Origin of the sequence: Shewanella phaeophyticola (assembly GCF_025398315.1) — a bacterium.
GTDB lineage: Bacteria > Pseudomonadota > Gammaproteobacteria > Enterobacterales > Shewanellaceae > Shewanella > Shewanella phaeophyticola.
On the sequence record NZ_JAODOQ010000001.1, the window covers coordinates 2,925,168 to 2,945,790 of the forward strand.

The 20,623-nt window shown below is 43.6% G+C and carries 14 protein-coding genes and 6 pseudogenes; 7 read left to right on the top strand and 13 right to left on the bottom strand.

From position 1 onward, the window contains the following. Positions 1 to 86: 86 nt before the first annotated feature. The 4 genes from N4T56_RS13570 to N4T56_RS13585 form a co-directional block, all read right to left on the bottom strand. The gene (locus N4T56_RS13570; protein ID WP_188917732.1) at positions 87 to 431 is read right to left on the bottom strand and encodes a zinc ribbon domain-containing protein YjdM; all 345 of its coding nucleotides are present in this window, start codon (positions 429 to 431) and stop codon (positions 87 to 89) included. Between the two features lie 199 nt (positions 432 to 630). Further along, on the bottom strand, positions 631 to 846 hold the full coding sequence (locus N4T56_RS13575; RefSeq protein ID WP_261733608.1) for a CopG family transcriptional regulator: 216 nt from the start codon (positions 844 to 846) through the stop codon (positions 631 to 633). A 110-nt stretch (positions 847 to 956) separates the two neighbouring features. Then, a complete protein-coding gene (locus tag N4T56_RS13580) occupies positions 957 to 2,279 on the bottom strand; it encodes a protein kinase (RefSeq protein ID WP_261733609.1) in 1,323 nt (440 codons plus the stop codon). 226 nt (positions 2,280 to 2,505) lie between these two features. Next, positions 2,506 to 3,549, bottom strand: a complete 1,044-nt coding sequence (locus N4T56_RS13585) for an alkene reductase (protein ID WP_261733610.1) — start codon at positions 3,547 to 3,549, stop codon at positions 2,506 to 2,508. Positions 3,550 to 3,694: 145 nt separating this feature from the next. Between N4T56_RS13585 and N4T56_RS13590 the strand changes: the two genes are divergently transcribed. After that, a complete protein-coding gene (locus N4T56_RS13590; protein WP_261733611.1) occupies positions 3,695 to 4,279 on the top strand; it encodes a TetR/AcrR family transcriptional regulator in 585 nt (194 codons plus the stop codon). Positions 4,280 to 4,329: 50 nt separating this feature from the next. Here the strand turns inward: N4T56_RS13590 and N4T56_RS13595 are convergent, their stop codons facing one another. Further along, entirely contained in the window at positions 4,330 to 4,578 is a 249-nt protein-coding gene (locus N4T56_RS13595) for a TIGR02922 family protein (RefSeq protein WP_261733612.1), read from the bottom strand. Between the two features lie 417 nt (positions 4,579 to 4,995). On the opposite strand from N4T56_RS13595, the pseudogene N4T56_RS13600 reads away from it, so the two are divergent. Then, a pseudogene (locus tag N4T56_RS13600) lies at positions 4,996 to 5,722 on the top strand (YebC/PmpR family DNA-binding transcriptional regulator). A gap of 62 nt (positions 5,723 to 5,784) precedes the next feature. On the opposite strand, the gene hpf reads toward N4T56_RS13600, so the two are convergent. Continuing rightward, positions 5,785 to 6,141 carry a ribosome hibernation-promoting factor, HPF/YfiA family gene (hpf, locus tag N4T56_RS13605; protein WP_160053720.1) on the bottom strand — a complete coding sequence of 119 codons (357 nt, stop codon included), beginning with the start codon at positions 6,139 to 6,141 and terminating at the stop codon, positions 5,785 to 5,787. Positions 6,142 to 6,545: 404 nt separating this feature from the next. Between hpf and N4T56_RS22540 the strand changes: the two genes are divergently transcribed. The 3 genes from N4T56_RS22540 to N4T56_RS13615 all read left to right on the top strand — a co-directional run bounded on the left by N4T56_RS22540 (position 6,546) and on the right by N4T56_RS13615 (position 7,830). Then, a complete protein-coding gene (locus tag N4T56_RS22540; RefSeq protein ID WP_315903055.1) occupies positions 6,546 to 6,707 on the top strand; it encodes a DsbA family protein in 162 nt (53 codons plus the stop codon). Next, a complete protein-coding gene (locus tag N4T56_RS13610; protein ID WP_315903056.1) occupies positions 6,679 to 7,197 on the top strand; it encodes a DsbA family oxidoreductase in 519 nt (172 codons plus the stop codon). The genes N4T56_RS22540 and N4T56_RS13610 overlap by 29 nt, the downstream gene beginning before the upstream one ends. 192 nt (positions 7,198 to 7,389) lie before the next feature. Next, positions 7,390 to 7,830 (top strand): OsmC family protein, encoded by a 441-nt coding sequence (locus N4T56_RS13615; protein WP_261733613.1) that lies wholly within the window; start codon positions 7,390 to 7,392, stop codon positions 7,828 to 7,830. Positions 7,831 to 8,448: 618 nt separating this feature from the next. Here the strand turns inward: N4T56_RS13615 and N4T56_RS13620 are convergent. The 4 genes and pseudogenes from N4T56_RS13620 to N4T56_RS13635 all read right to left on the bottom strand — a co-directional run. Then, positions 8,449 to 11,735, bottom strand: a pseudogene (locus tag N4T56_RS13620) (S41 family peptidase). A 148-nt stretch (positions 11,736 to 11,883) separates the two neighbouring features. After that, positions 11,884 to 12,738, bottom strand: a complete 855-nt coding sequence (locus N4T56_RS13625) for a hypothetical protein (protein WP_261733614.1) — start codon at positions 12,736 to 12,738, stop codon at positions 11,884 to 11,886. Next, positions 12,738 to 13,284, bottom strand: a pseudogene (locus N4T56_RS13630) (sigma-70 family RNA polymerase sigma factor). Before N4T56_RS13630 ends, N4T56_RS13625 begins: the two are co-directional and overlap by 1 nt. 91 nt (positions 13,285 to 13,375) lie before the next feature. Continuing rightward, a pseudogene (locus N4T56_RS13635) lies at positions 13,376 to 14,997 on the bottom strand (vWA domain-containing protein); the annotation flags it as partial. Positions 14,998 to 15,486: 489 nt separating this feature from the next. On the opposite strand from N4T56_RS13635, the gene purE reads away from it, so the two are divergent. Together purE and purK are read left to right on the top strand one after the other, a co-directional pair. Beyond that, the gene (purE, locus tag N4T56_RS13640) at positions 15,487 to 15,978 is read left to right on the top strand and encodes a 5-(carboxyamino)imidazole ribonucleotide mutase (protein ID WP_261733615.1); all 492 of its coding nucleotides are present in this window, start codon (positions 15,487 to 15,489) and stop codon (positions 15,976 to 15,978) included. After that, positions 15,978 to 17,062 (top strand): annotated as a pseudogene (purK, locus tag N4T56_RS13645) (5-(carboxyamino)imidazole ribonucleotide synthase). Before purE ends, purK begins: the two are co-directional and overlap by 1 nt. Before the next feature lie 404 nt (positions 17,063 to 17,466). Here the strand turns inward: purK and N4T56_RS13650 are convergent. From N4T56_RS13650 to gshA, 3 genes and pseudogenes are all read right to left on the bottom strand, one after another. Further along, the gene (locus N4T56_RS13650; protein WP_261733616.1) at positions 17,467 to 18,069 is read right to left on the bottom strand and encodes a transglycosylase SLT domain-containing protein; all 603 of its coding nucleotides are present in this window, start codon (positions 18,067 to 18,069) and stop codon (positions 17,467 to 17,469) included. Positions 18,070 to 18,202: 133 nt separating this feature from the next. Continuing rightward, positions 18,203 to 18,611, bottom strand: a pseudogene (locus N4T56_RS13655) (hypothetical protein). Positions 18,612 to 18,658: 47 nt separating this feature from the next. Then, positions 18,659 to 20,302 (bottom strand): glutamate--cysteine ligase, encoded by a 1,644-nt coding sequence (gene gshA / locus N4T56_RS13660; protein ID WP_261734829.1) that lies wholly within the window; start codon positions 20,300 to 20,302, stop codon positions 18,659 to 18,661. Positions 20,303 to 20,623 lie beyond the last annotated feature (321 nt).

Consider the following 20,623-nt stretch of genomic DNA (forward strand, 5'->3'; position numbering starts at 1 on the left):
CCGATAGCATTGTTGCCAGCGGGGATTTTTTGTTAATCAAACAGAAGCTGATTAATGGTCACTTATAACAATTAAGTTAATCGCTATTAGCTTTGTTTTTTAACAAACTTTGATTTCAACATCATTTGACCGTTGCCATCAACTTTACAATCGATGTCATGATCACCGTCGACAAAGCGGTTGATTACGGCTTTGGTGCCGACTTTAAGCACAAGTGATGAACCTTTAACTTTAAGATCTTTAATTAAAGTCACTTTGTCGCCTTCGGCCAAAAGGTTACCCACGGCATCTTTTAAGATAATTGCGTCTGGATCAACCACTTCTTCATTTGGATTCCACTCATTTGCGCATTCTGGGCAAATTAATAATGTACCGTCTGAATAAGCGTAAGGAGATTCACACTTTGGGCATGGCGGGATGACATCACTCATAAATTCACTCTCTGTTTTTTAGCTTTAATCGAACAAGATAAAGCACTAAGGCATTGTTCAAAAAGCGTTATCGATTGGCATGAGACAGCCACTAAAACCACCTCACCTTAAATTGTAATCACATTATAATGCTATTATCACAAATTGACTACCCTAAGCCGTTAAGCCCAACTCACACTCCACCATAAAAAGCGATAAATTAGCTTTTCACTTGCGGGTTCGGTCGGCTTTGGTTGTCACCAAAACTGACATCGTGTTTTTCGAGGTATTCACGAATAAGCTGACGGGTAACTTGTGATGGGGTGAGATCTTGAGCCGCGCACAATTGCTCAAATGCCTGCTTTTTAGCGGATTCATTAATACAGTAAAACGGGCAGTTTTGTTTTCCACTGGTGATGACCTTTAATTGTAACATGATAATTTGATTATAATGCAGTGATAGGTTAAAGGCCATATTTCACAGTGGATATTCAAGGGTGCTTATCAATGCGAGTCACATTGATAAGCACAATCATAATGGCAAGCTTATGCCATGTTGGCTAATTGCTGTTTAAGCTCATTAAAACCCGGCCTAGCGCTTAAGTTAGGCTGCAAGCAATCTTGCACTAATTGATGTAGCGCTTGCGCCTTGGGGCTATTAGGGTGCTCAATCAGATTTAGCATGTCTTCAATCATGTAACCCAATGCCCTCACCTCAATAGCTTGCATTAACACACGACGTTCAGAGTTGAACTGGTTTAAGTTAGATGCGGCGCCAAAGTCACCAAATAACACATTGCCTTGCGGGTTAATCATGGTGTTATGCGCATAAATGTCGCCATGACTTATTCCATTTTGATGTAAATGCACCAAAATATCGGCCATTTGGGTCGCTATGTTAATAATACGAGACTCACTAAAGCGCGTATTTGGCTCAAAAGTATCGCGACTACAGGTTTGCAGCGATGGCGGTAAGCCTAAATTGACGTAACTTGGCGGAATAAGTTGCATCACTAAGCCTAATTGGTCGGCCTGATTAATTTGTGCCAATACAGTAATCAAATTAGGATGCTCTCCTGCGGTTAAGCAGCAATCAAGCTCGTCTGCCGGATAACCATCACTGGTGACCATGCCTTTAAATAGTTTAACAGCAACCTCATCAGTACAACGAAATTCACCAGTTTCGTACTGCAAAGCCATATGTGATGCTTGATAAATTAAACCAGAAGCGCCCTGCCCGAGCAATTGACCTAACTGAAATTGGTTTAGCGGTACCGTGGGGACGCGAGTGTTATCACAATGCTCAACATGACTAAAACGATTACCCGAAAAAGCCAACCAGGCTAATTTTGGTAGCTCAAATAACCATTGCGGTAATTCAGCTAGTTGATTGGCAGACAACCTAAGTAAAGCCAATTGATGACAATTTGCCATACTGACTGGCAATGAAGTTAAACGATTACCGGCTAGCGCGAGCTTTTCAAGACGATAACATTGACCGATACTGTCTGGCAGTTGCTTAATCCGATTATCGGTTAAAATTAACCAGCGGGTTTGTTTTGGGATTGATGCGCTTGATACCGTTCTAATTTGGTTAGCTTTGAAGCCAATCATTTCTAAGTTGGGGCATTGGCCGAGTACATCAGGTAAATGTTCAAATTGGTTATTCGACAAAAACAGGATTTTTAACTGATGTAAATCGGCGAAGTTGTCAGGAAGCGACGACAATTGATTGTCGGTTAAATCGAGCACTTCTAACGTATCTGCTAACTCAAATAATTTAGCTGGAAACTCACTCAGTCCTTGGGCGATTTTGACTCGTGTTTTTCCGTGCAATAAACCATCATTTAATTGTTGCAGTGTGTGCATAACGCTTCTCTGTGCCTAAAATTGCCGACATAGTAATAGACAGCACTCTGGGAGACAAATTTATGACAAAAAAAGACCACAACAAAAGTTGTGGTCAAGACGGATGCTAAAAACACAAATTGGGGTTGATAATTTAGCGCCACTCATTGGCATTAGCATGACAACAAGTGGATTCCTACAAAAATGCGCTTATGCGCAAACAACAAAAAACTTAACCTTAATTCGGTTAGATTAACTCGGTTAACATGGTGTCAGCGTAAGCGACTAGCTCATCACCGTCACGCACCTTTGCCACATAGTCTGGATTAGCAATAAACGGGCGACCAATGGCTAACAAGTCAAACTTGTTATCCTTAATGGCTGCGCTGCCGGTTTGTGCAGTGTAACTTCCCACACCGACCAATGTGCCGGTGTATACGCTACGAAGGTATGCCGATATGCTGCCGCCTAGGTAATCAAACTCCATTGAGTCGTCAAAAATACCGCCATGTAAAAACGCTAAATTACGTTTAGCCAACTCAGGTAATAAATAATCAAATACATTACGATCTCGTGAGTCGCCAGCCATATTAAAATAAGCACCAGGAGACACACGTAATGCCGTGCGATCAGCGCCGATACGCGCAATAACAGCATCGACCACTTCTAACGCAAAGCGTGACATGTTTTCAGGGGTTTGGCCGTATTCATCTTCACGACGGTTATTGTCGTGATGTAAAAACTGGTCAATTAAATAGCCATTGGCACCATGAATTTCAACGCCATCAAAACCTGCATCAATGGCGTTGGCTGCCGCTTGAGCATAATCAATCACCAATTGTTTAATGTCTTCAATTGTGGCGGCTTTTGGGGTTTGGTAAACCAGTTCACGCATTCTTGGCACTGTGCCTTCAACCGCTTGGGCAGAAGACGATAATACGTCACCACCGCCAAAAAAGTGTGGGTGAGCCACGCGGCCGGTGTGCCATAGCTGGGCAAATATTTTGCCGCCATTTTTGTGTACAGCGTCTGTAACCACACGCCAGCCATCAATTTGCGCAGGGGTAAATAAACCCGGAGTGTTTGGATAACCCTGGCCGTCGGCGCGAATAATCGTTGCTTCACTGATAATTAAACCGGCTTCAGCACGACGCGCATAATAATCGGCAATCTGCTGCGTAGGGATCAAGTCATCATCTGCCATACAACGGGTTAATGGCGCCATTAAAATCTTGTTCGATAATGTTAGGGTGTCATTGAGTTTATATGGTGTAAATAAACTTGCCGTCATGTGACGATCTCCTTAATTGAATATGCATTCAAGAATAATGATATTTGAATATACATTCAAGTAATTTTTGAATAGTCGATCAAATTTGGATAGACTCAGAAAATATGAGCTATTGCACATCGTTATTAACATTAAGTGGCAGAATATGAGACACGCTGAATTTGATAGAGAACGAGTTTTACGTGCAGCAATGTGTACCTTTATGGTGAATGGGTTCGCGAAAACCAGCATGCAAGATCTCACTAAAGCAACAGGATTGCATCCTGGGTCGATTTACTGTGCCTTTGACAATAAAAAAGGCTTATTCATTGCAGCGATAGAACAATATCAACAAGATCGGACTGATCAATTTAAGCAACTATTTGCCAATGATCGCTCTGCAGTAGACAACTTAAGTGATTATCTCGCGCAAATATTACAAGAGTGTTTAAGTTGTGATGCCACAAAAGCCTGTTTATTGACGAAATCGTTAAGTGAAATGGGTGAGCAAGATGAGCAGATTAAGCAAATCGCTTGTGAATTTTTACAGTCCTGGCACCAATCATTAGTACAAGTGTTCGACACAGCAAGAACACAACAGCTTATCCCGCAAGAAAGCGATAGCCAGTTTTTAGCTCAGTATTTAGTCATGGGAATTTACGGATTAAGAACGGTAGCGCACACTCAACCGAATGTAGAAGTATTACAACCCTTAGCAGATAAACTGCTCGCGGATTTAATCAGACATTAAAAAAGACACTTGCGTGTCTTTTTTCATTGTTAACCACTCAATATGATTGATTAGCCAACCGTGCGCTGCGAATAAACACGCTCACCTAGCGAATTCAATATCGTGCACTCACCTTCGAGTACCGCAATAATTGACTTACCACGACGGAATGACTCAGGGATCATGACTCGTCCAGATTGACTTACGGGTAAATCAGTCAATACAGCGTTGTACATTTCAAGACCAGCAGGAGCATCATAAAATAACACGGTGACTGTCGCATTTTGTGCTTGAACTGCTTCTGCAGATTCAGATTTCATATTAGGACTCTCATTTCTAGCATTCTATATCTAAGTGTAGAAATGATATTGATAGTTGCAAATCATCAATACATCTCAGGGTAAAATAAGGAGCGATCCTCAGGCATGACTCCTGGGTATCTCTCACAGAGAAGTCCTTTCTCATTTTATGTTGTTTAAGCTCACATTGGTAACACATCATTAAATTGTATTATCGAATGCGTTCACTTGATACATAAAGTTAACACATCAGATGTGTGAATATGAGTATTTCTACATTGCTCACATTCCTTCACCAAGCAAAATATGATGATATTTATCGCGTTATCGACAGTATTTCGACAATAATTATGCTCTGCACCTAAACACATCGGCTTATTCCTGCTAGAATCGGCGGCACTTTTACGACTTCCATTTCCGAAATATAACGAGATTAAGATGGGCAGAGCATACCAAAACCGTAAAGAATCAATGGCTAAAACAGCCGGTCAAAAAACACGTCTTTATTCGCGCTACGGTAAAGAAATTTACATTTGTGCCAAGCAAGGTGGTGTTGACCCAGACGGCAACTTAGCATTACGCAGCTTGATAACTCGCGCGAAAAAAGACCAAGTGCCAGCACACGTGATTGAACGTGCAATTGAAAAAGCACGTGGTGGTGGCGGTGAAGATTACGATACTGCACGTTACGAAGGTTTTGGCACTTGGCGGATGCATGGTAATTGTTGACTGCTTAACCGACAACGGCAACCGTACTTTTACCCAAGTTCGCCAAGCTTTTGTAAAAAATGATGCCAAATTAGGTAGCCCTGGCACTGTTGGTCATATGTTTGAACATCAAGCCGTGTTTGTATTTAAAGGCGAAGACGATGAAGCCATTCTTGAGTTACTGATGATGGCTGAAATTGATGTAACAGACGTTGAATTAGAAGACGGCATGATCAGTGTATTTGCACCAGTATCTGAATTTAACAATATCAGAACCGCTTTAACGGATGAATTCCCAGAAATGGAATTTGAAGTTGAGAGTTTATCGTTTGTCCCACAAACAATGACAACCATTAGTGGTGAAGACATTGAGACATTCGATAAATTTATTGCCGCATTAGAAGACTGTGATGATGTACAAAACATTTATCACAATGCTGAAATTGACGAAGAATAATCAACTTTAACAACCAAAAACGCAGCCTTTAAGCTGCGTTTTTTTGTGAGTGAGCCAATGGATTAACGAAGATCCATCTCTTGTACTTTTTCATAAGCAATTTCAGGCGCCGTAACATCAGGCTTTTCATGTAAATCTGCTTTAAGTTGGCCTTTGCGGTGTTTCAAAGCTGCATCTAATTTTTTAGCAGCACTGGTAATGGCTGGATACATGACTGCATTATTACCTTTTGCAGCAATTCGAGTTCCTTCATAATTAGTACGAATTTCAACATCAAATTCACCGTGCTCTTTAGCAATAATGATGTCTAACGAAATAAGCGTTGGGAAATGGCTAGCTATTTTAGCGAATTTTTCTTCTACGTGTTGTTTGACAGTATCAGTAACATCAACATGGTGACCAGAAAGATTTATTTTCATAGATTGTCCTTAACAGAATTTACTTGCCAAATTTATCGCGTTGTACAAATGCATGCTGACATAAATAACTAAGTTGTACAAATGCATGCTGACATAATTAGACATGGGGCATGTGGGCAAAATCACAAGTGGTCAATTTAAAAATATGAAGTATGTACCACCAGCAAGTGTTTAACACAACTCGAATGAGCTATATCAAATAGACCTAACCCTTACATTGATTAAACATCAGATTACTGATTAAGTATAGACACATTTTTAACGGCGTTGGTTGCAACTTTCGTGTTGTTTATACAAATGGTGATAAACCCATCAATTAACCCGTAAAAGCAGTTAATTTATAAGCAAATGTAGTTATTTTATTTTTTTAAATTAAGTCGAATTAATCATTATTAGGATCCATCATGGCAACAAAACAGCTCCAAATTGACATTGTTTCAGACGTAATGTGCCCGTGGTGCATTGTAGGATATCGCCGTCTTGAGATCGCATTAAGCCAATTTGACGACCTTGATGTGACATTACAATGGCACCCTTTTGAACTTAACCCAGCAATGGGACTCTGAGGGTCAACATTTAGGCGAACACATTGCAGAGAAATACGGTTCAACACCAGAGCAAAGTGCACAAAATAGACAGCGACTGACTCAAATGGGAGCCGATTTAGGGTTTAAATTTAACTTTTCAGACTCATCGCGTATCTATAACACCCTACTTGCCCACCAGTTACTGTATTGGGCTGCTGAGTCTGGTAAACAAACAGAGCTAAAACTGGCGTTGTTCACCAGCTATTTTACTGAGCAGAAAAACCCAGATGATATAGAGGTGTTAGTTGAAGCGGCCACCAGCGCGGGCTTAGACGCGATAGAAGCCCGGGCGGTATTGACCGACAGGCGTTATGAAAAAGCCGTCAAAGAGAAAGAGCAATTGTGGATTAGTCGCGGCATTCAAGCCGTACCGGCCATCGTGTTTAATCAGCAGTATTTAGTCTCTGGCGCACAAGAGCCTGCTACGATTGCAGAGTTAATCACCAAGCTCACCACAGATGCTGCATAGCAAAGATCAACAGACCTTAATCATTAGCTGCAGATTAAAAGCGTTTTTTTCGATCTGCTTCATAGACTTTCATTAGCACTTGGTGTTGAATCTAGCCTAATAAGTTATCGTTTCACTCACCTTCGCTCTGATTTTAAACGGTACATTGAGTCGTTATAAACAATCACTATTTTAGTGGTTTGGGAGTACAGAATGGGTTTTAAAACAACGGTAAATTGGCAGTCTTCACCCAGTGAGGAAGGTGAGTTTAATCGCGACCACCAGGTCAAATTTGGCACAGGACAAACAATCGACGCATCTTCGGCACCTGAATATAAAGGCAGTGCCGACAAAGTAAACCCAGAAGAAAGCCTACTGGCGGCATTGTCGTCGTGCCATATGTTGACTTTTTTAGCGATTGCACATTTAAAACGATTGCCCGTACTGAGCTATGTTGACAATGCCACTGCCGATTTAGGCAAAAATGAGGCGGGCAAAGTGGCGGTAGTTAAAATGACACTTGAGCCAATTGTGACCTTTGCTGAAGGTATTGAAGTCACCCAAGAAACCTTAGATAAAATACATGAAAAAGCACACGCAAACTGTTTTATTGCTAACTCAATTGCTTGTGAAGTTGAGATTAAAACCAACTAAACGGCGCATTCACCCGCGTAACGCCAATCTCATTTTTCATCATTAATAAAAATGCCCTGACCAAATTGGATTTGGCAGGGACATTTTTTCTTAACCTGAACTCGGGATTAGATTATACCATTTCCATTAATTATGTGACCAATCAGAGTCGCTCAGACTGTTCAGTTTGAGGCGCATTGTTGAAATAATGGTTATTCCCTTCTAAGGCAATGCAACAAAGAAATGGACTGTCTGAGCGCCTCCTGCAAGGCGGGTTTCTGTGCCTTCTATGCTGCTTAATAGTATTTTGACGTACGACTGCATGGATGCAGGAGGTAGAGCAACGCAGGAGCAGTTGCCGACGACTGCATGGATGCAGGAGGTAGAGCAACGCAGGAGCAGTTGCCGACGACTGCATGGATGCAGGAGGTAGAGCAACGCAGGAGCAGTTGCCGACGACTGCATGGATGCAGGAGGTAGAGCAACGCAGGAGCAGTTGCCGAGAGCAACTATGCCTACAATCCTATTACTTGCCTAGAAGGCACAGAATTCCCGCTGAATGACCAGATAATTAGTGGAATTGGTATTACTTACGTATGTGCTTACAGCCTTTGCTGGCAAGCATGGCGAACAGCAAACCTATTTGGCTTTGATGTCGTCTGCTTTACCTGTTTTTGGCATGGGTACCCCTTGTAATGGCGCAATAGGTTGTTGCACCAACTCATCTTTTAAGTAACTGATTGCCGCTTCAAGCTGGGCATCTTTGCCGCTAAATGTCGCGTAAGGTAAGTTATCGACTTCAATGTCGGGTTCAACACCGTGGCCTTCTACAATCCAACGACCATCGATAGCGTATTGAGGGTATTCGGCTACTCGCGCCATGCCTTTGTCGGTAACTGAGTTACGCCCCGACAGCCACACTCCCGCACCGGCAGTTTGTTTACCAATAATGGGCGCAATATTAAGCGCACGAATACCGGCAGAGAACGTTTCGCCGTCTGAATAGGTCATCTGATCGGCCAATACCACTAAATGACCTCTAAACGTTTGCTGCATGTTTGCATTGGTGCTGCCATGGGTTGGCTGCCAGAATGCCCACGCACGACGAAGCAGTTTTTCGATAATCCAGCTGTCGATGTTACCGCCACGATTACGGCGCACGTCAATGATTAAGCCGTCTTTGTCGTAATTGGTGTAAAACTCGCGGGCAAAGCTTTCAATATCTCCAGAGCCCATAGCATACAAATGTAAGTAACCAATATTACCTTTTGAGGCTTTAGCAACTTTGGCACCATTATGCTCTACCCAATCAAGGTAACGTAGCTTGGCGTCAGTACGTATGTCATGTGGTGTTACCACTGTATTAAGAGCCGTTTTGCCACGCTGAAGTCCAATTAGCACTTGTTTATCGCCCTGATTACGCAGTAGTTGCGTTACATCGGCAACAGAGTCAACATGTTTACCATTAATAGCACGAATGACATCGCCCTCTTGGGCATCCACGTCTATACGAGCAAGCGGCGAACCAGACAAAGGCAACTCACTGTCGGTTTGGTAAATGTGGCTGATCACCACCCCTTTATCGGTTTGCGTTAACCTTGCGCCCAACGCTGCGGCTTTGGCCGCATCTGTATTTTTGTCAATATCACCACCACGCACTTGTGAGTGTAGTGAATTGAGCTCACCCATCATTTGCACAAAGATGTCATTAAGTTCGTTACGGTCGGTAAGCCTGTCTACCAGTGGCTGATATTTGGCTTTGGCTGCTTGCCAATCTACGCCGCGCATTTTAGGGTCAAAAAACGAGTCGCGATGCATAAGCCAGGCATCTTCAAAAATCTGTTGCCATTCTTGTTGTGGTGAAATGCTTAGCTGCCATTGGTCAGTGCTCACCTTAGCTTTAGACACGTCGCTTGGAAGTTTGTCGCCCGCATCAACAATCATGATATTTTTAGGGTCTGACTTTTTGCGCAACATAAGTTTGCTGCCATCTTTTGCCAACGCATATTGTACCCACATCGTCACTAAAAGTCTCTACTTTTGGCTGTTGTGCATCAAACTTAACCAGTTTTAACTCGCTTTTACCTTGATGACCATCGAGTAAATACAGCTTATCTTTTGTGGCGGTTAAACTGTTGTAGTTGCCTGCATCGACTGGCACTTGCCATAAACGCTGATTTAATCCATCCCAGTCGACTTTTGTTTTCGCTGGTGAGTCTTGATCATTTTTATCGGCTTTTTGCGCACCTTTGTTAGCGGTAAGCTCAGTAGGCTTGGCAAACGGGAACGCGGCTTTAGCCTCTAACGCTAAGGCAAATATTTGGGTGCGCTTGTCAAAAATAGTGCCCCATGTTACGATCGCCCCAAGGCGAGCCTGGGTTTGCTTTAAATTCGCGGTTAGACAAAAAGTACAACCATTTTCCGTCATGGCTAAAGCTAGGCGAAAACGACTCATATTTGTCTGTGGTTAAGGTTTGGGCTTTAGACTCATTAACAGAATACAACACAATTTGCGGCCGTTGCTTGCCGATTTCTAATTTGGTTAGTGCAATAAATTGGCTGTCGTCAGACCATTTTATATCTTGATAAGGGCCAAGGCCTTCACCATTTTCGATAATTTTTTGGTTGTTGCTGCGAGTTAAATCCAATAACCACACATTGCCCATGTAATCGTCGTGCGCTAAATAACGTCCATTGGGCGATAACGTTAAACTGGTACGCAGAGTGTTACCATTTTTTGTCAGCTGCTTTGCCCCATCAGAGCCGTCTGCTGGATATTGCCAAATTTCTTGTTCACCAGACGCGTCACTAATGCCATAAACCCATTTACCATCACTGCTGAGTAACGCGTCGCGCACACGGCTATTGGCAGGTGTGGCTATTTGTATCAAACGACGGCCATCGTTGCTAGCAACCGCCACATGGCTGCGCGCAGTAATCACCACATTGTCACCTTGCTGAGCAAACACCGTTGAGGTGGCGTAATCCATTGGGTCATTCACCCATTGTTCACGGCGGTGTGCAAAGTCACTGGTGAGTTCAATATCCAGGGTACTTTCGGCCATGTCGGCTAAATTCAGTAGCTTAATGTCGGCGCCTTGTTGAAATACAATGCGACCATTATCAAGTTGAGCATCACGCACTTGCCATTGGCTGTATTGGGTATGTTGTTTAATGTCTGTGCCATCAACACTCATGCACCAAATATTATCATTACCCGATTGGTCGCTGACAAAATACACCCGTTGTTGCCACACCATGGGTTGTTTGACAGAACCTTCATGAGCTGTAGTTAACTTTTGCGCTTCTTGTTTGCTGCCCATTTTATAACGCCATATTTCACCTTTAGCGCCGCCGCGATAAACCTTGGCGTTGTCGCCACTCACTTGCAGGCCAAACTGGGTAAAATAGACATACTCGCCTTTATCATCGACGGCGCCTTCAACGGCATCGGCTAGGGGTAAGTCGGTCACCGTTAATGTTTGCGGATTAACGGTTTTGAGCACCCAAAAATTAGCGGGGCCAAAGGCATTGTCGGTTGAATACAAAACCTCACCTGCAGCGGTCCAGCCTTGCAGGCGTACTCGGCTGTTTTCAAAGCTCACACGTTTTGCCACGCCGCCCGCAATGGGCATCACATACACTTCGGTTGCGCCTTCATAATTGGCGGTATAAGCCACCCACTTACCGTCTTTAGAAATGGTGGCATCGAGCTCTTCAGCTGTGAGGCTGGTTAAGCGGCTGGCTTTGGTTTGGTTAAGCTGCGTGATTCACAAGTCGCCTTCTGCGGTAAAAACTAGTGTTTGGTCATGCAGTGCAGGGGCACGGTAATAGCCTTGATTAGAGGCATTGGCGAAAATCATTGATGAGCAGGCTAATGTGCCTAAAGCTAACATGCAATGTGTAACAGAGCGGCGAAGTTTCATGGTGAGGTGTTTCCTTTTACTCGGTCTAAGGCCTTGGTATTATTTGTTCACGTTATCAGAGTTATGTCATTTTTTGCAGTACAAAAATGTAACGAAAAACGGCTAAGCATTATTCGCTTAGCCGATGATATAGTTGCGCGTTAATTGATTACTGCGAAGTAAGCTGCACTTTAATTTTTTGATACTGCTCATAAAGTGGATGTGCTGGGCTCAAAAGCTCAGGAAAGCGCTGTTCCATGGTGATCATATAACCTTCAGCCTGCTTGATTTTATTGTCTGCCATTAACGCCTGTAATCGCGCAAATGCGACTTCAGCGGTATCAAGCTCAATAGTACCTTTAGGGTGACTTTCAAGTTGTTGCTTCATCAGTTTAAGCTCTTTTTCTTGCTGGCGTATAGGCAGTGCAGCCTTTCGTTGCGCGGCTTCAGTATCGGCAACCTTTTTAGCCGCTCGGACTTGCTGTTGTGATTCCTCTATCACCTGTGGTGAAGCATCCTGCACCTGCGTTTTGTCAGCTAGCGTATTGCCGCTTGGGGACTCATCACTTACAGACGTTGGGCTGACCTGTTCGAGCTTTGGCGATGCAGCGCGCTTTGACAAACCTTCAATAACAATCGATTGTTCAACTGCGGCATTATAAATGGTTTCACTTGATGATTTGCTCATTACGTTTTCAACATCAAACGGTTGAACGTCCATCTGCGGCTCAGGCAATCCTTGTTCAGGGTTTATGCCAACTTGTTGTTGTAAACTCGGGTTTAAAATAAACAATCCCGCCACCAAGATCACCGATGCGGCAGTTGAAAATAGCCAAGCATTACGTTGCCATAATGATTTAGTCGCGCCATTTTGTTTAGCGACCACATGACGACCAGCCCTGGCTTTTGCCAAAATTGCCTCGTCTAACTCAGCAGAAGGTTGTTCTAATGATTGCTGATGATAGGCTTGTTTGATTTCAGTTTGTAATGCAGTGAACGCTGCATCATCTTGTTGCTGACTCATTACCTTATCTCCTGCAATTTATGAGCAATACATTGCTTAATACTCTGATAAGCATAACGAATGCGACTTTTGGTAGCTTCTAAGGTCACATTAGCAATGTCGCTTATCATCGCAGCGGTCATGCCCATTTCAATGTTGAGCAAAAACGCTTCTTTTTGCACTGCGGGTAAATCAGCAATGCAGGCTTTCATCATATTGAGTTGCTGCTGTTGCTGTAATCGCGGCTCTGGCGCGTTGAGATTGTCAGCCTCAAGGCTATCCATTTGCTGCTCATCGGCAAGTGGACTGATATTATCGAGAGGCTTAACCACTCGCACATGGTCAATCAGCAAGTTATGGGCAATTTTATACAACCAGGTAGTAAATTTAGCTTTAACTTGATATTGCGCCGCCGCATTCATCACCTTGCTCCAGGTGTCTTGATATAAGTCTTCGGCCAATTGTTGATCATGTATTTGGCGAACGAAATAACGATACAAAGTAGCCTTTGTGTTTGCGATATAAGGTTTCGAATGCACTGATATCGCCCGCCTGGTAGTCGAGCATGAGCTGCTCGTCACTACCGACTTGTGGCACTAAATGGTCATCCTTTGGCTGTGCGTCTTTTGACTGAGTGAGTGTTGGCACCATTTTATCCTTAATGTGGGTTAACCCGTTTAGCAACCTGACTTGGCGGCATCGCCTCTGCTGACTGCATCGACAGCACCTTGGCAGTTTTTAATAGCTGTACAAATTCATGGCGATAGCCAAAACGGTCTTGACTCATTGCAGATTCGGCAAGTGTAATTAACTTAGCATAATCAGTGTCGTGGACATAATCATTATGGTTCAGTAATTGACCAAAACCGGCCACCGCTGCTGCAAAGCGTAAATCATCACTGGCTTGGTGCAAATGGCTTAATTGCTGCTGTTTCGTGATGGGGTAAGTTAATAATTGGCTGGCTTGACCGCCAATGGCTTTATAACGCAATTTTAAAAAAGCCACTTCATCGCGATTTATCGAAACATCGGCATCAGTCACCGTTGATGCAGAGTAACGCAGCGGATCAACCAAGTTATTTTGGCTGTCGTTATAACGTAATTCGTATAACGCAGTGACACTGTGCAACTCGCGCCGATCTCACCTGCATCAACAGCGTCGTTGTTAAAGTCGCTGCGGTTTAATAAGCGGTTTTCGTAGCCAATTAAACGGTATTCAGATACCACTGTGGGGTTAAATTCAATTTGTACTTTAACATCATGGGCAATGGTTAATAACGTCGCACTGAGTTGATCTACCAGCACTTTGCGCGCTTCATTTAAGGTGTCAATATAGGCATATTGACCATTGGCTTTATTTGATAACTGCTCCAATAGATGGTCATTATAATTGCCTAAACCAAAACCTAATGTCGACCAACCGATACCTGTTTTACTGTGAGTCGCCACATAATCCACCAGCTGTTGATGGTTGGTCATGCCCAGATTAAAATCGCCATCGGTGGCTAAAATGACTCGATTAATGCCATTTTCAATATAATGCTTTTGCGCTAATTGATACGCCAGCTGTATACCCTGGCTGCCATTGGTGCCGCCTTGAGCATTGAGTTGATTCAGTGCGCGGCTGATGGCAGCAAAGTCGTTACCAGCAACGCCATCAAGCACCACGCCACTGGCACCGGCGTAAACCACAATCGAGACTTTATCTTGCGCCGACAATTGCTGGCTGAGCATCAACAGCGCCTGTTTAAGCAAAGGTAATTTATCGTTTGACGACATTGAACCTGACACATCTAGCAGCATCACCAGGTTACTGGCACCAAGTTGGTCGGTATCAATATCAAACCCTTTTATGCCAATGCGTAACAATTGCGTGTCTTGATTGTAGGGCGATGGCGCCAACTCGGTAGTGACATTAAAGGGCGCATCGACATCGGTTGGCGCGGGGTAATCGTAGCTAAAGTAGTTAATCAGCTCCTCTACTCGCACACTATTTTTAACGGGTAATTGGCCTTGGTTAATTAATTTGCGAGTGGTGCTGTAACTCCCGGTATCAACATCAATCGAGAAGGTCGATACCGGTGTTTCACTCACCACCATATTGCCGTTTTGCACTAAGGTAGCAAACTTATCATTATTGATAGGTGCCAAGCTAAGGTGACGATTATCGCTGTGCATTGGCATAACGTTGGCCATCACTTTCGCTTCACTCAATTGCTGGCGCTGTTTTACCAATCTTTGAGCTTGTCCCTGTGCAGGAATCATCATTTCTGCTTGTTGAGGTTTGATATGAGAGTCGCTCACGGGTAAGTCTTTTGGGGCGGCTATAGGCTCAGGTGCACTCGTTGTGGTGTCAGTCTGCGCTTGCCCTCGCTGGGTTGAATCGTTTGACTCTTGCGCGCAGCCGCCGACCATCATGCCACTGATGATTAATGCCAAAAGACGCTGTTTAAATGCTTGTTGATAATCCTTCATAATCGTGCCCTTTTTTAATTGCTTGTTATGTCGCTACTGACTAACAACGAGCAAAATTTCAAAAAGGGTTATTTCAATCACATCTTTATCCACCCTCTGGCACAACAAAAGAGTTTTCGTTTTTAGAAACTGAGTGTTAGCCTCATGAAACACTGAACTAAAGCCAACCGCGCGTGGGTTATGCTATTATCTAGCCCCTTTTTTACCGCCTTAATATTGAGGTTAATCACTTGGTTTTTTTATCCGGTGAATTAACAAAATATACTAATAGAATAAGTACGTTAAGGAGTTAACATGCAAGCCCTAGTTGCTGTTGTGATGGGTTCGAAAAGTGATTGGCCGACAATGGAAGCCGCCGCAGAAATAATGGATAAGCTTCAAGTGCCTTATCATGTTGAAGTTATTTCAGCTCACAGAACGCCAGACAAGCTAATGGAATTTGCAAGTTCTGCTGCAGATAAAGGCTACAAAGTTATTATTGGTGGCGCAGGCGGAGCAGCCCATTTACCTGGCATGATCGCCTCTAAAACTCGCTTACCAGTGCTGGGGGTGCCAGTACAAAGTAAGGCGTTATCTGGCATGGACAGCCTATTATCAATAGTCCAAATGCCAAAAGGTATTGCTGTGGGCACTTTAGCCATTGGTACGGCAGGCGCATTTAATGCAGGCTTATTGGCGAGTCAAATTTTGGCGGTCACCGACGCAGATTTAGCCGCACGTTTAGACGCATTTCGTGATGAACAAACTCGCACTATTCTTGATAATCCCGATCCGAGAGAAGACTAATGACTTTGCCAAAAAATCTTTGGGTATTGGGTGATGGTCAATTAGGTGCCATGCTCAGCCATGCAGGTCAACCACTGGGTATTAATGTACGTCCGGTTGATATTATGACCCCTACTGATGCGCAATTGCCGTTACTGGCAGACGACATCATCACCGCAGAACGTGAACAGTGGCCAGAGTCGCAACTGAGCTTGCAATTAAGCCAGCACCCACATTTTATCAACGCTGCCCCGTATTTGGCCGTTTAGCGGATCGTTTTACTCAAAAAAGTCTGTTAGATGAATTGTCGGTAGCCACTTCACCATGGCAACTTGTCGATGACAATACCCGTACCGACACACTGCACAGTGCTTATGGTGACCGAGTATTGTTAAAGCGCCGCACAGGCGGTTATGACGGTAAAGGTCAGCATTGGCTAAAACAGGCTGAAGCAACCACGATTCCTGATGATTGGCGCAATGAAGCCATTGCCGAACAAGCGATTAACTTTGATGAAGAAGTGTCGTTAGTGGGCGTACGCACCCAGGATGGCCGCTGCTTGTTTTATCCGTTAACACTGAACCTACATCAAGACGGTATTTTAATGGCCTCGATTGCGCCACTCAGCCGTTTAGCACCACTGCAAGCTGAAGCTGAAACCATGTTAAGCAAGGTGATGAACGGCCTTGATTATGTGGGTGTGATGGCGATGGAGTGCTTTAGAGTTGGCGAACATCTTATGGTTAACGAGCTTGCGCCTAGAGTGCATAACTCAGGCCATTGGACCCAGGCGGGCTGTCATATCAATCAGTTTGAACTGCATTTACGCGCACTGTGTAATTTGCCAATGCATCAACCACAGGTGAACTTTCAATGTGTGATGGTTAACTTGATTGGTGTCGATAAAGACGACCGCTGGTTAAGCCTGCCAAATGCTGAACTGTTTTGGTACAACAAAGAAGTGCGAGTCGGCCGTAAAGTGGGTCACTTAAACTTGTCTGTGCACAATAAAGCCATGTTAAATGACAGCATTAAACAACTTAAAAGCTGGATGCCACAGCAATACCAGGCTCCTTTAGATTGGATTTTGGCCGAGTTTGCTTAATATATCTTATTAACGATGAAATCTGATCAACGACGAAAAAAGGAGCCTAGGCTCCTTTTTTGTTATGACCTTTGAATTAAACGTTTCAAAATTTATACCAATTCCAGCAATTATCTGGTCATTCAGCGGGAATTCTGTACCTTCTAGGCAAGTAATAGGATTGTAGGCATAGTTGCTCTCGGCAACTGCTCCTGCGTTGCTCTACCTCCTGCATCCATGCAGTCGTACATCAAAATACTATTAAGCAGCATAGAAGGCACAGAAACCCGCCTTGCAGGAGACGCTCAGACAGTCCATTTCTTTGTTGCATTGCCTTAAAAGGGAGTAACCATTCTTTCAACAATGCGCCTCAAACTGAACAGTCTGAGCGGCTCTGATTGGTCACATAATTAATGGAAATGGTATTACCACCACCAGGATGAATCTAAATCCTCTTTGCATTTACCGTATTGAGCTGCGTAGCGTTTGGCGCGCTGGTCGACTTTATTGGCCACTGGAGTCAGCCACTTTTTCGCTTTGTAAGAGCCACGCTTATAACCGCCCCAACCTTCGTGATAATTTAAATATTGGTTTTTAGCATCCCATTTAGACACACCATTAATTTTATGGGTTTTATAAATAAACCAGCCCATGAAATCCATCGCATCGTCAAAATCGCTGCGGCTTGACCAACTGTTTCCCGTTTCACGTACATAGTCGTCCCAGGTCATGGTTTTCGCTTGTGCATAACCATAAGCATCGCTGGCTCGCCCAGTGGGAATAATCCATAGAAAGTATTCCATTGGGGGAGCAGCATTGTGTTTAAACGAGCTTTCTTGATACATCATGGCTAATGGAACATGAACTGGCACGCCCCACTTTTCACGGGTGTCTACGGCGGCATCATACCAATCACTGTGTTCTTCAAAAATGGCACAGATATTATCAGGATCTTTCGGAGGAGAGGTGGCACAACCAGACAATTGCAGTAATAAGACTGAGCTAATAACAGCTAAAAAACGCTTCATAACACCTCGGTTTGCACGTAAGGCTAACGGTTTTCGCTAACCCAGAAATAACATTTGGGACAAAGTGGCAGGCAATTAGCCGCTAAGCCTATGATGATACGATGAGTTTTACATCAATGAACCGCTAATGCAATTAAGGTTCGGATTTCATCTCACATTGATGAGATTCAGTTTGCCACACAATGGGCTGCCAATACCCTGTGTTTTGGCCGATATAAATCCGGTCTGTATTAAACTGAGCTGCAATATGGTATCGCTGCTCAGCACTCACATCGACAGTCAATACCTTCACTTTACGCGCCGCGAGTGACACTTTGAGCTCTGGCGCATTAATCAGTTCAGCTACGGTAAACTCGTGCTTACCCGGGGTTAAGCGGTAATTGAGCAGTGAGAATAACCGGTACACCGTCAAGATGAGTCACCACCACCCGGTAAAGCTGGGCACTGTTATCCGGTGCAAGATAACTAGAAACAGTGCCACAAGCGACAGTATCATCAGGCGAAGACGCGCAACCATGCAAAATGACAAATGCCAAACACATTACGGTAGCTTGCGCTTTGTTTCGCCAGGACAATCTGCCAGACATGTTTACTTAGCCTCAAAGGTGCCTGCTGGCACGACGTCTTTAAAATATTGTTTTAAAAACTCGCTAAAGGTGTCTTGGGGTTGTTGTTCAATGTTTTGCTGTTCAGCTAGCGAGGCTTTGGCTTCGTCTGCATAAAATTGCTCAGTTTCGTCGCTAAGTGGGTAGTGGCTCAAAAATTCATGATAACCTTTGGCCAACTGATGAACCCATACACTGTGGTCAGTTCCCTTCACGACAACTTCGTGAAGAACACGACCTGACAAGGTTTTATCTGGGTCATCAATGGCTTCAGCCCAAGTATTTAATGCCGTTTGATATGCATGACTGTCTTCACCGTCGAGTAATACAGCAAGGGGTGATAGCTCAGCAAATAACGCGTGCATCCACTCATTTAAACCAATGGTTTGGCCATGGCGTTGCAAGGTTAAACCCGGTTTGCGGCCTTCAAGCACTACGGCTTTTAAGTTTGCAGCGATTTCAGCTTCGCCGGCTTCGTCAGTGTCTTCTGATGGTGACAATAAACAGTGTAATAAAAATAAGTCGAGGAAGCGTACCTGGGTAGCATCAATACCCACAGGGCTAAATGGATTAACATCTAATGCGCGAACTTCAATGTACTCGACACCTGCGCGAGCTAATGCTTGCGAAGGCTTCTCGCCTGATTTAGTCACTCGTTTCGCTCGAATTGGCGCATAAAACTCGTTTTCAATTTGCAAAATATTGCTATTAAGCTGGCGGTAATCACCATCCACATTGACACCAATTTGGGCAAATTTTTTCGACGGCATTTTAATCGCAGCGCCCACACCTTCAAGGTATTCAGGTAGTGAGTTATAGCTGATGTTTAAGGTGTCTTGTTCTTTATTGGTGTAGCCTAAATCACTCATGCGCAATGAGGTTGCGTAAGGTAAATACAAGGTCCCTTTACCGGTTTTTTCAAACTCAAAATCAACTTCTTGATCTTTAATAAACGACCCACATAACGCGGGTGATGAACCAAACAAATACGGCAATACCCACACTAAACGGCGATAGTTACGGATAAGACCAAAATAAGATTCAGAGATAAAATCTTCAAAAGTAATACTTTTGCTACAGCAAGCATTGCCATTACCGTTAGCCATTTTGTCATCATACAGGCGTTGCCATAACTCATTTGAAACCGAAAAGTTAAAATGCACCCCGGCAATAATTTGCATTAACGCGCCGTAACGGTGAGTTAATCCTTTGCGGTATAAGGTTTTCATTTTACCGGTATTAGAATTGCCATAACGCGCTACCGGTATATTGGCAACATCGCCGACATAACACGGCATGCTCACTGGCCACAGTTTTTGGCCATTAAGATTGCGTACAGTATAGGCATGAGTTTGGGTTAACCCTTCGAGTAAATCGTCGATACTGTGATTTACTGGGGTGATAAATTCGAGTAATGCTTCGCTGTAATCTGTAGTAATACGCGAGTTAGTCAGGGCTGAGCCTAATGCTTTTGGGTGTTCGTCTTGAGCTAAATGACCGTTATCGTCAATACGCAATGCTTCACGTTCAATACCACGTAACATGCCCAATAATGCCTCGCGGCCTTGAGTATTGTTTAAGTGTTCGACTTTTTCATTGAAAGACTTCAATTTACTACTCTCTTTTATGGATTCGCATTGCGAGTAAACAGCTAGACCTGATAATAAAGGATATTGTTACTAATTTCGCAAAAAATGTATCTCTACGTCAGCGAGACATCGCGCTACTAAGTTAAAAAAATAAAAACGGCAACACGCTGCGGTTACCGTTTATAAGATCTAAGTCATTAAAATTGCTTGTGTAACGCCTAAACAATCTAACCTCAACTTACACATTTAAGATAAATTGAGCACAGATACAGTTTGGTCAATTACATTAAAAAAGCCAGCTAACTTAGCGAGCTGACTTCTGTTTACAATATGAGGTTAACACTGAGCTTTTTCAAGTGC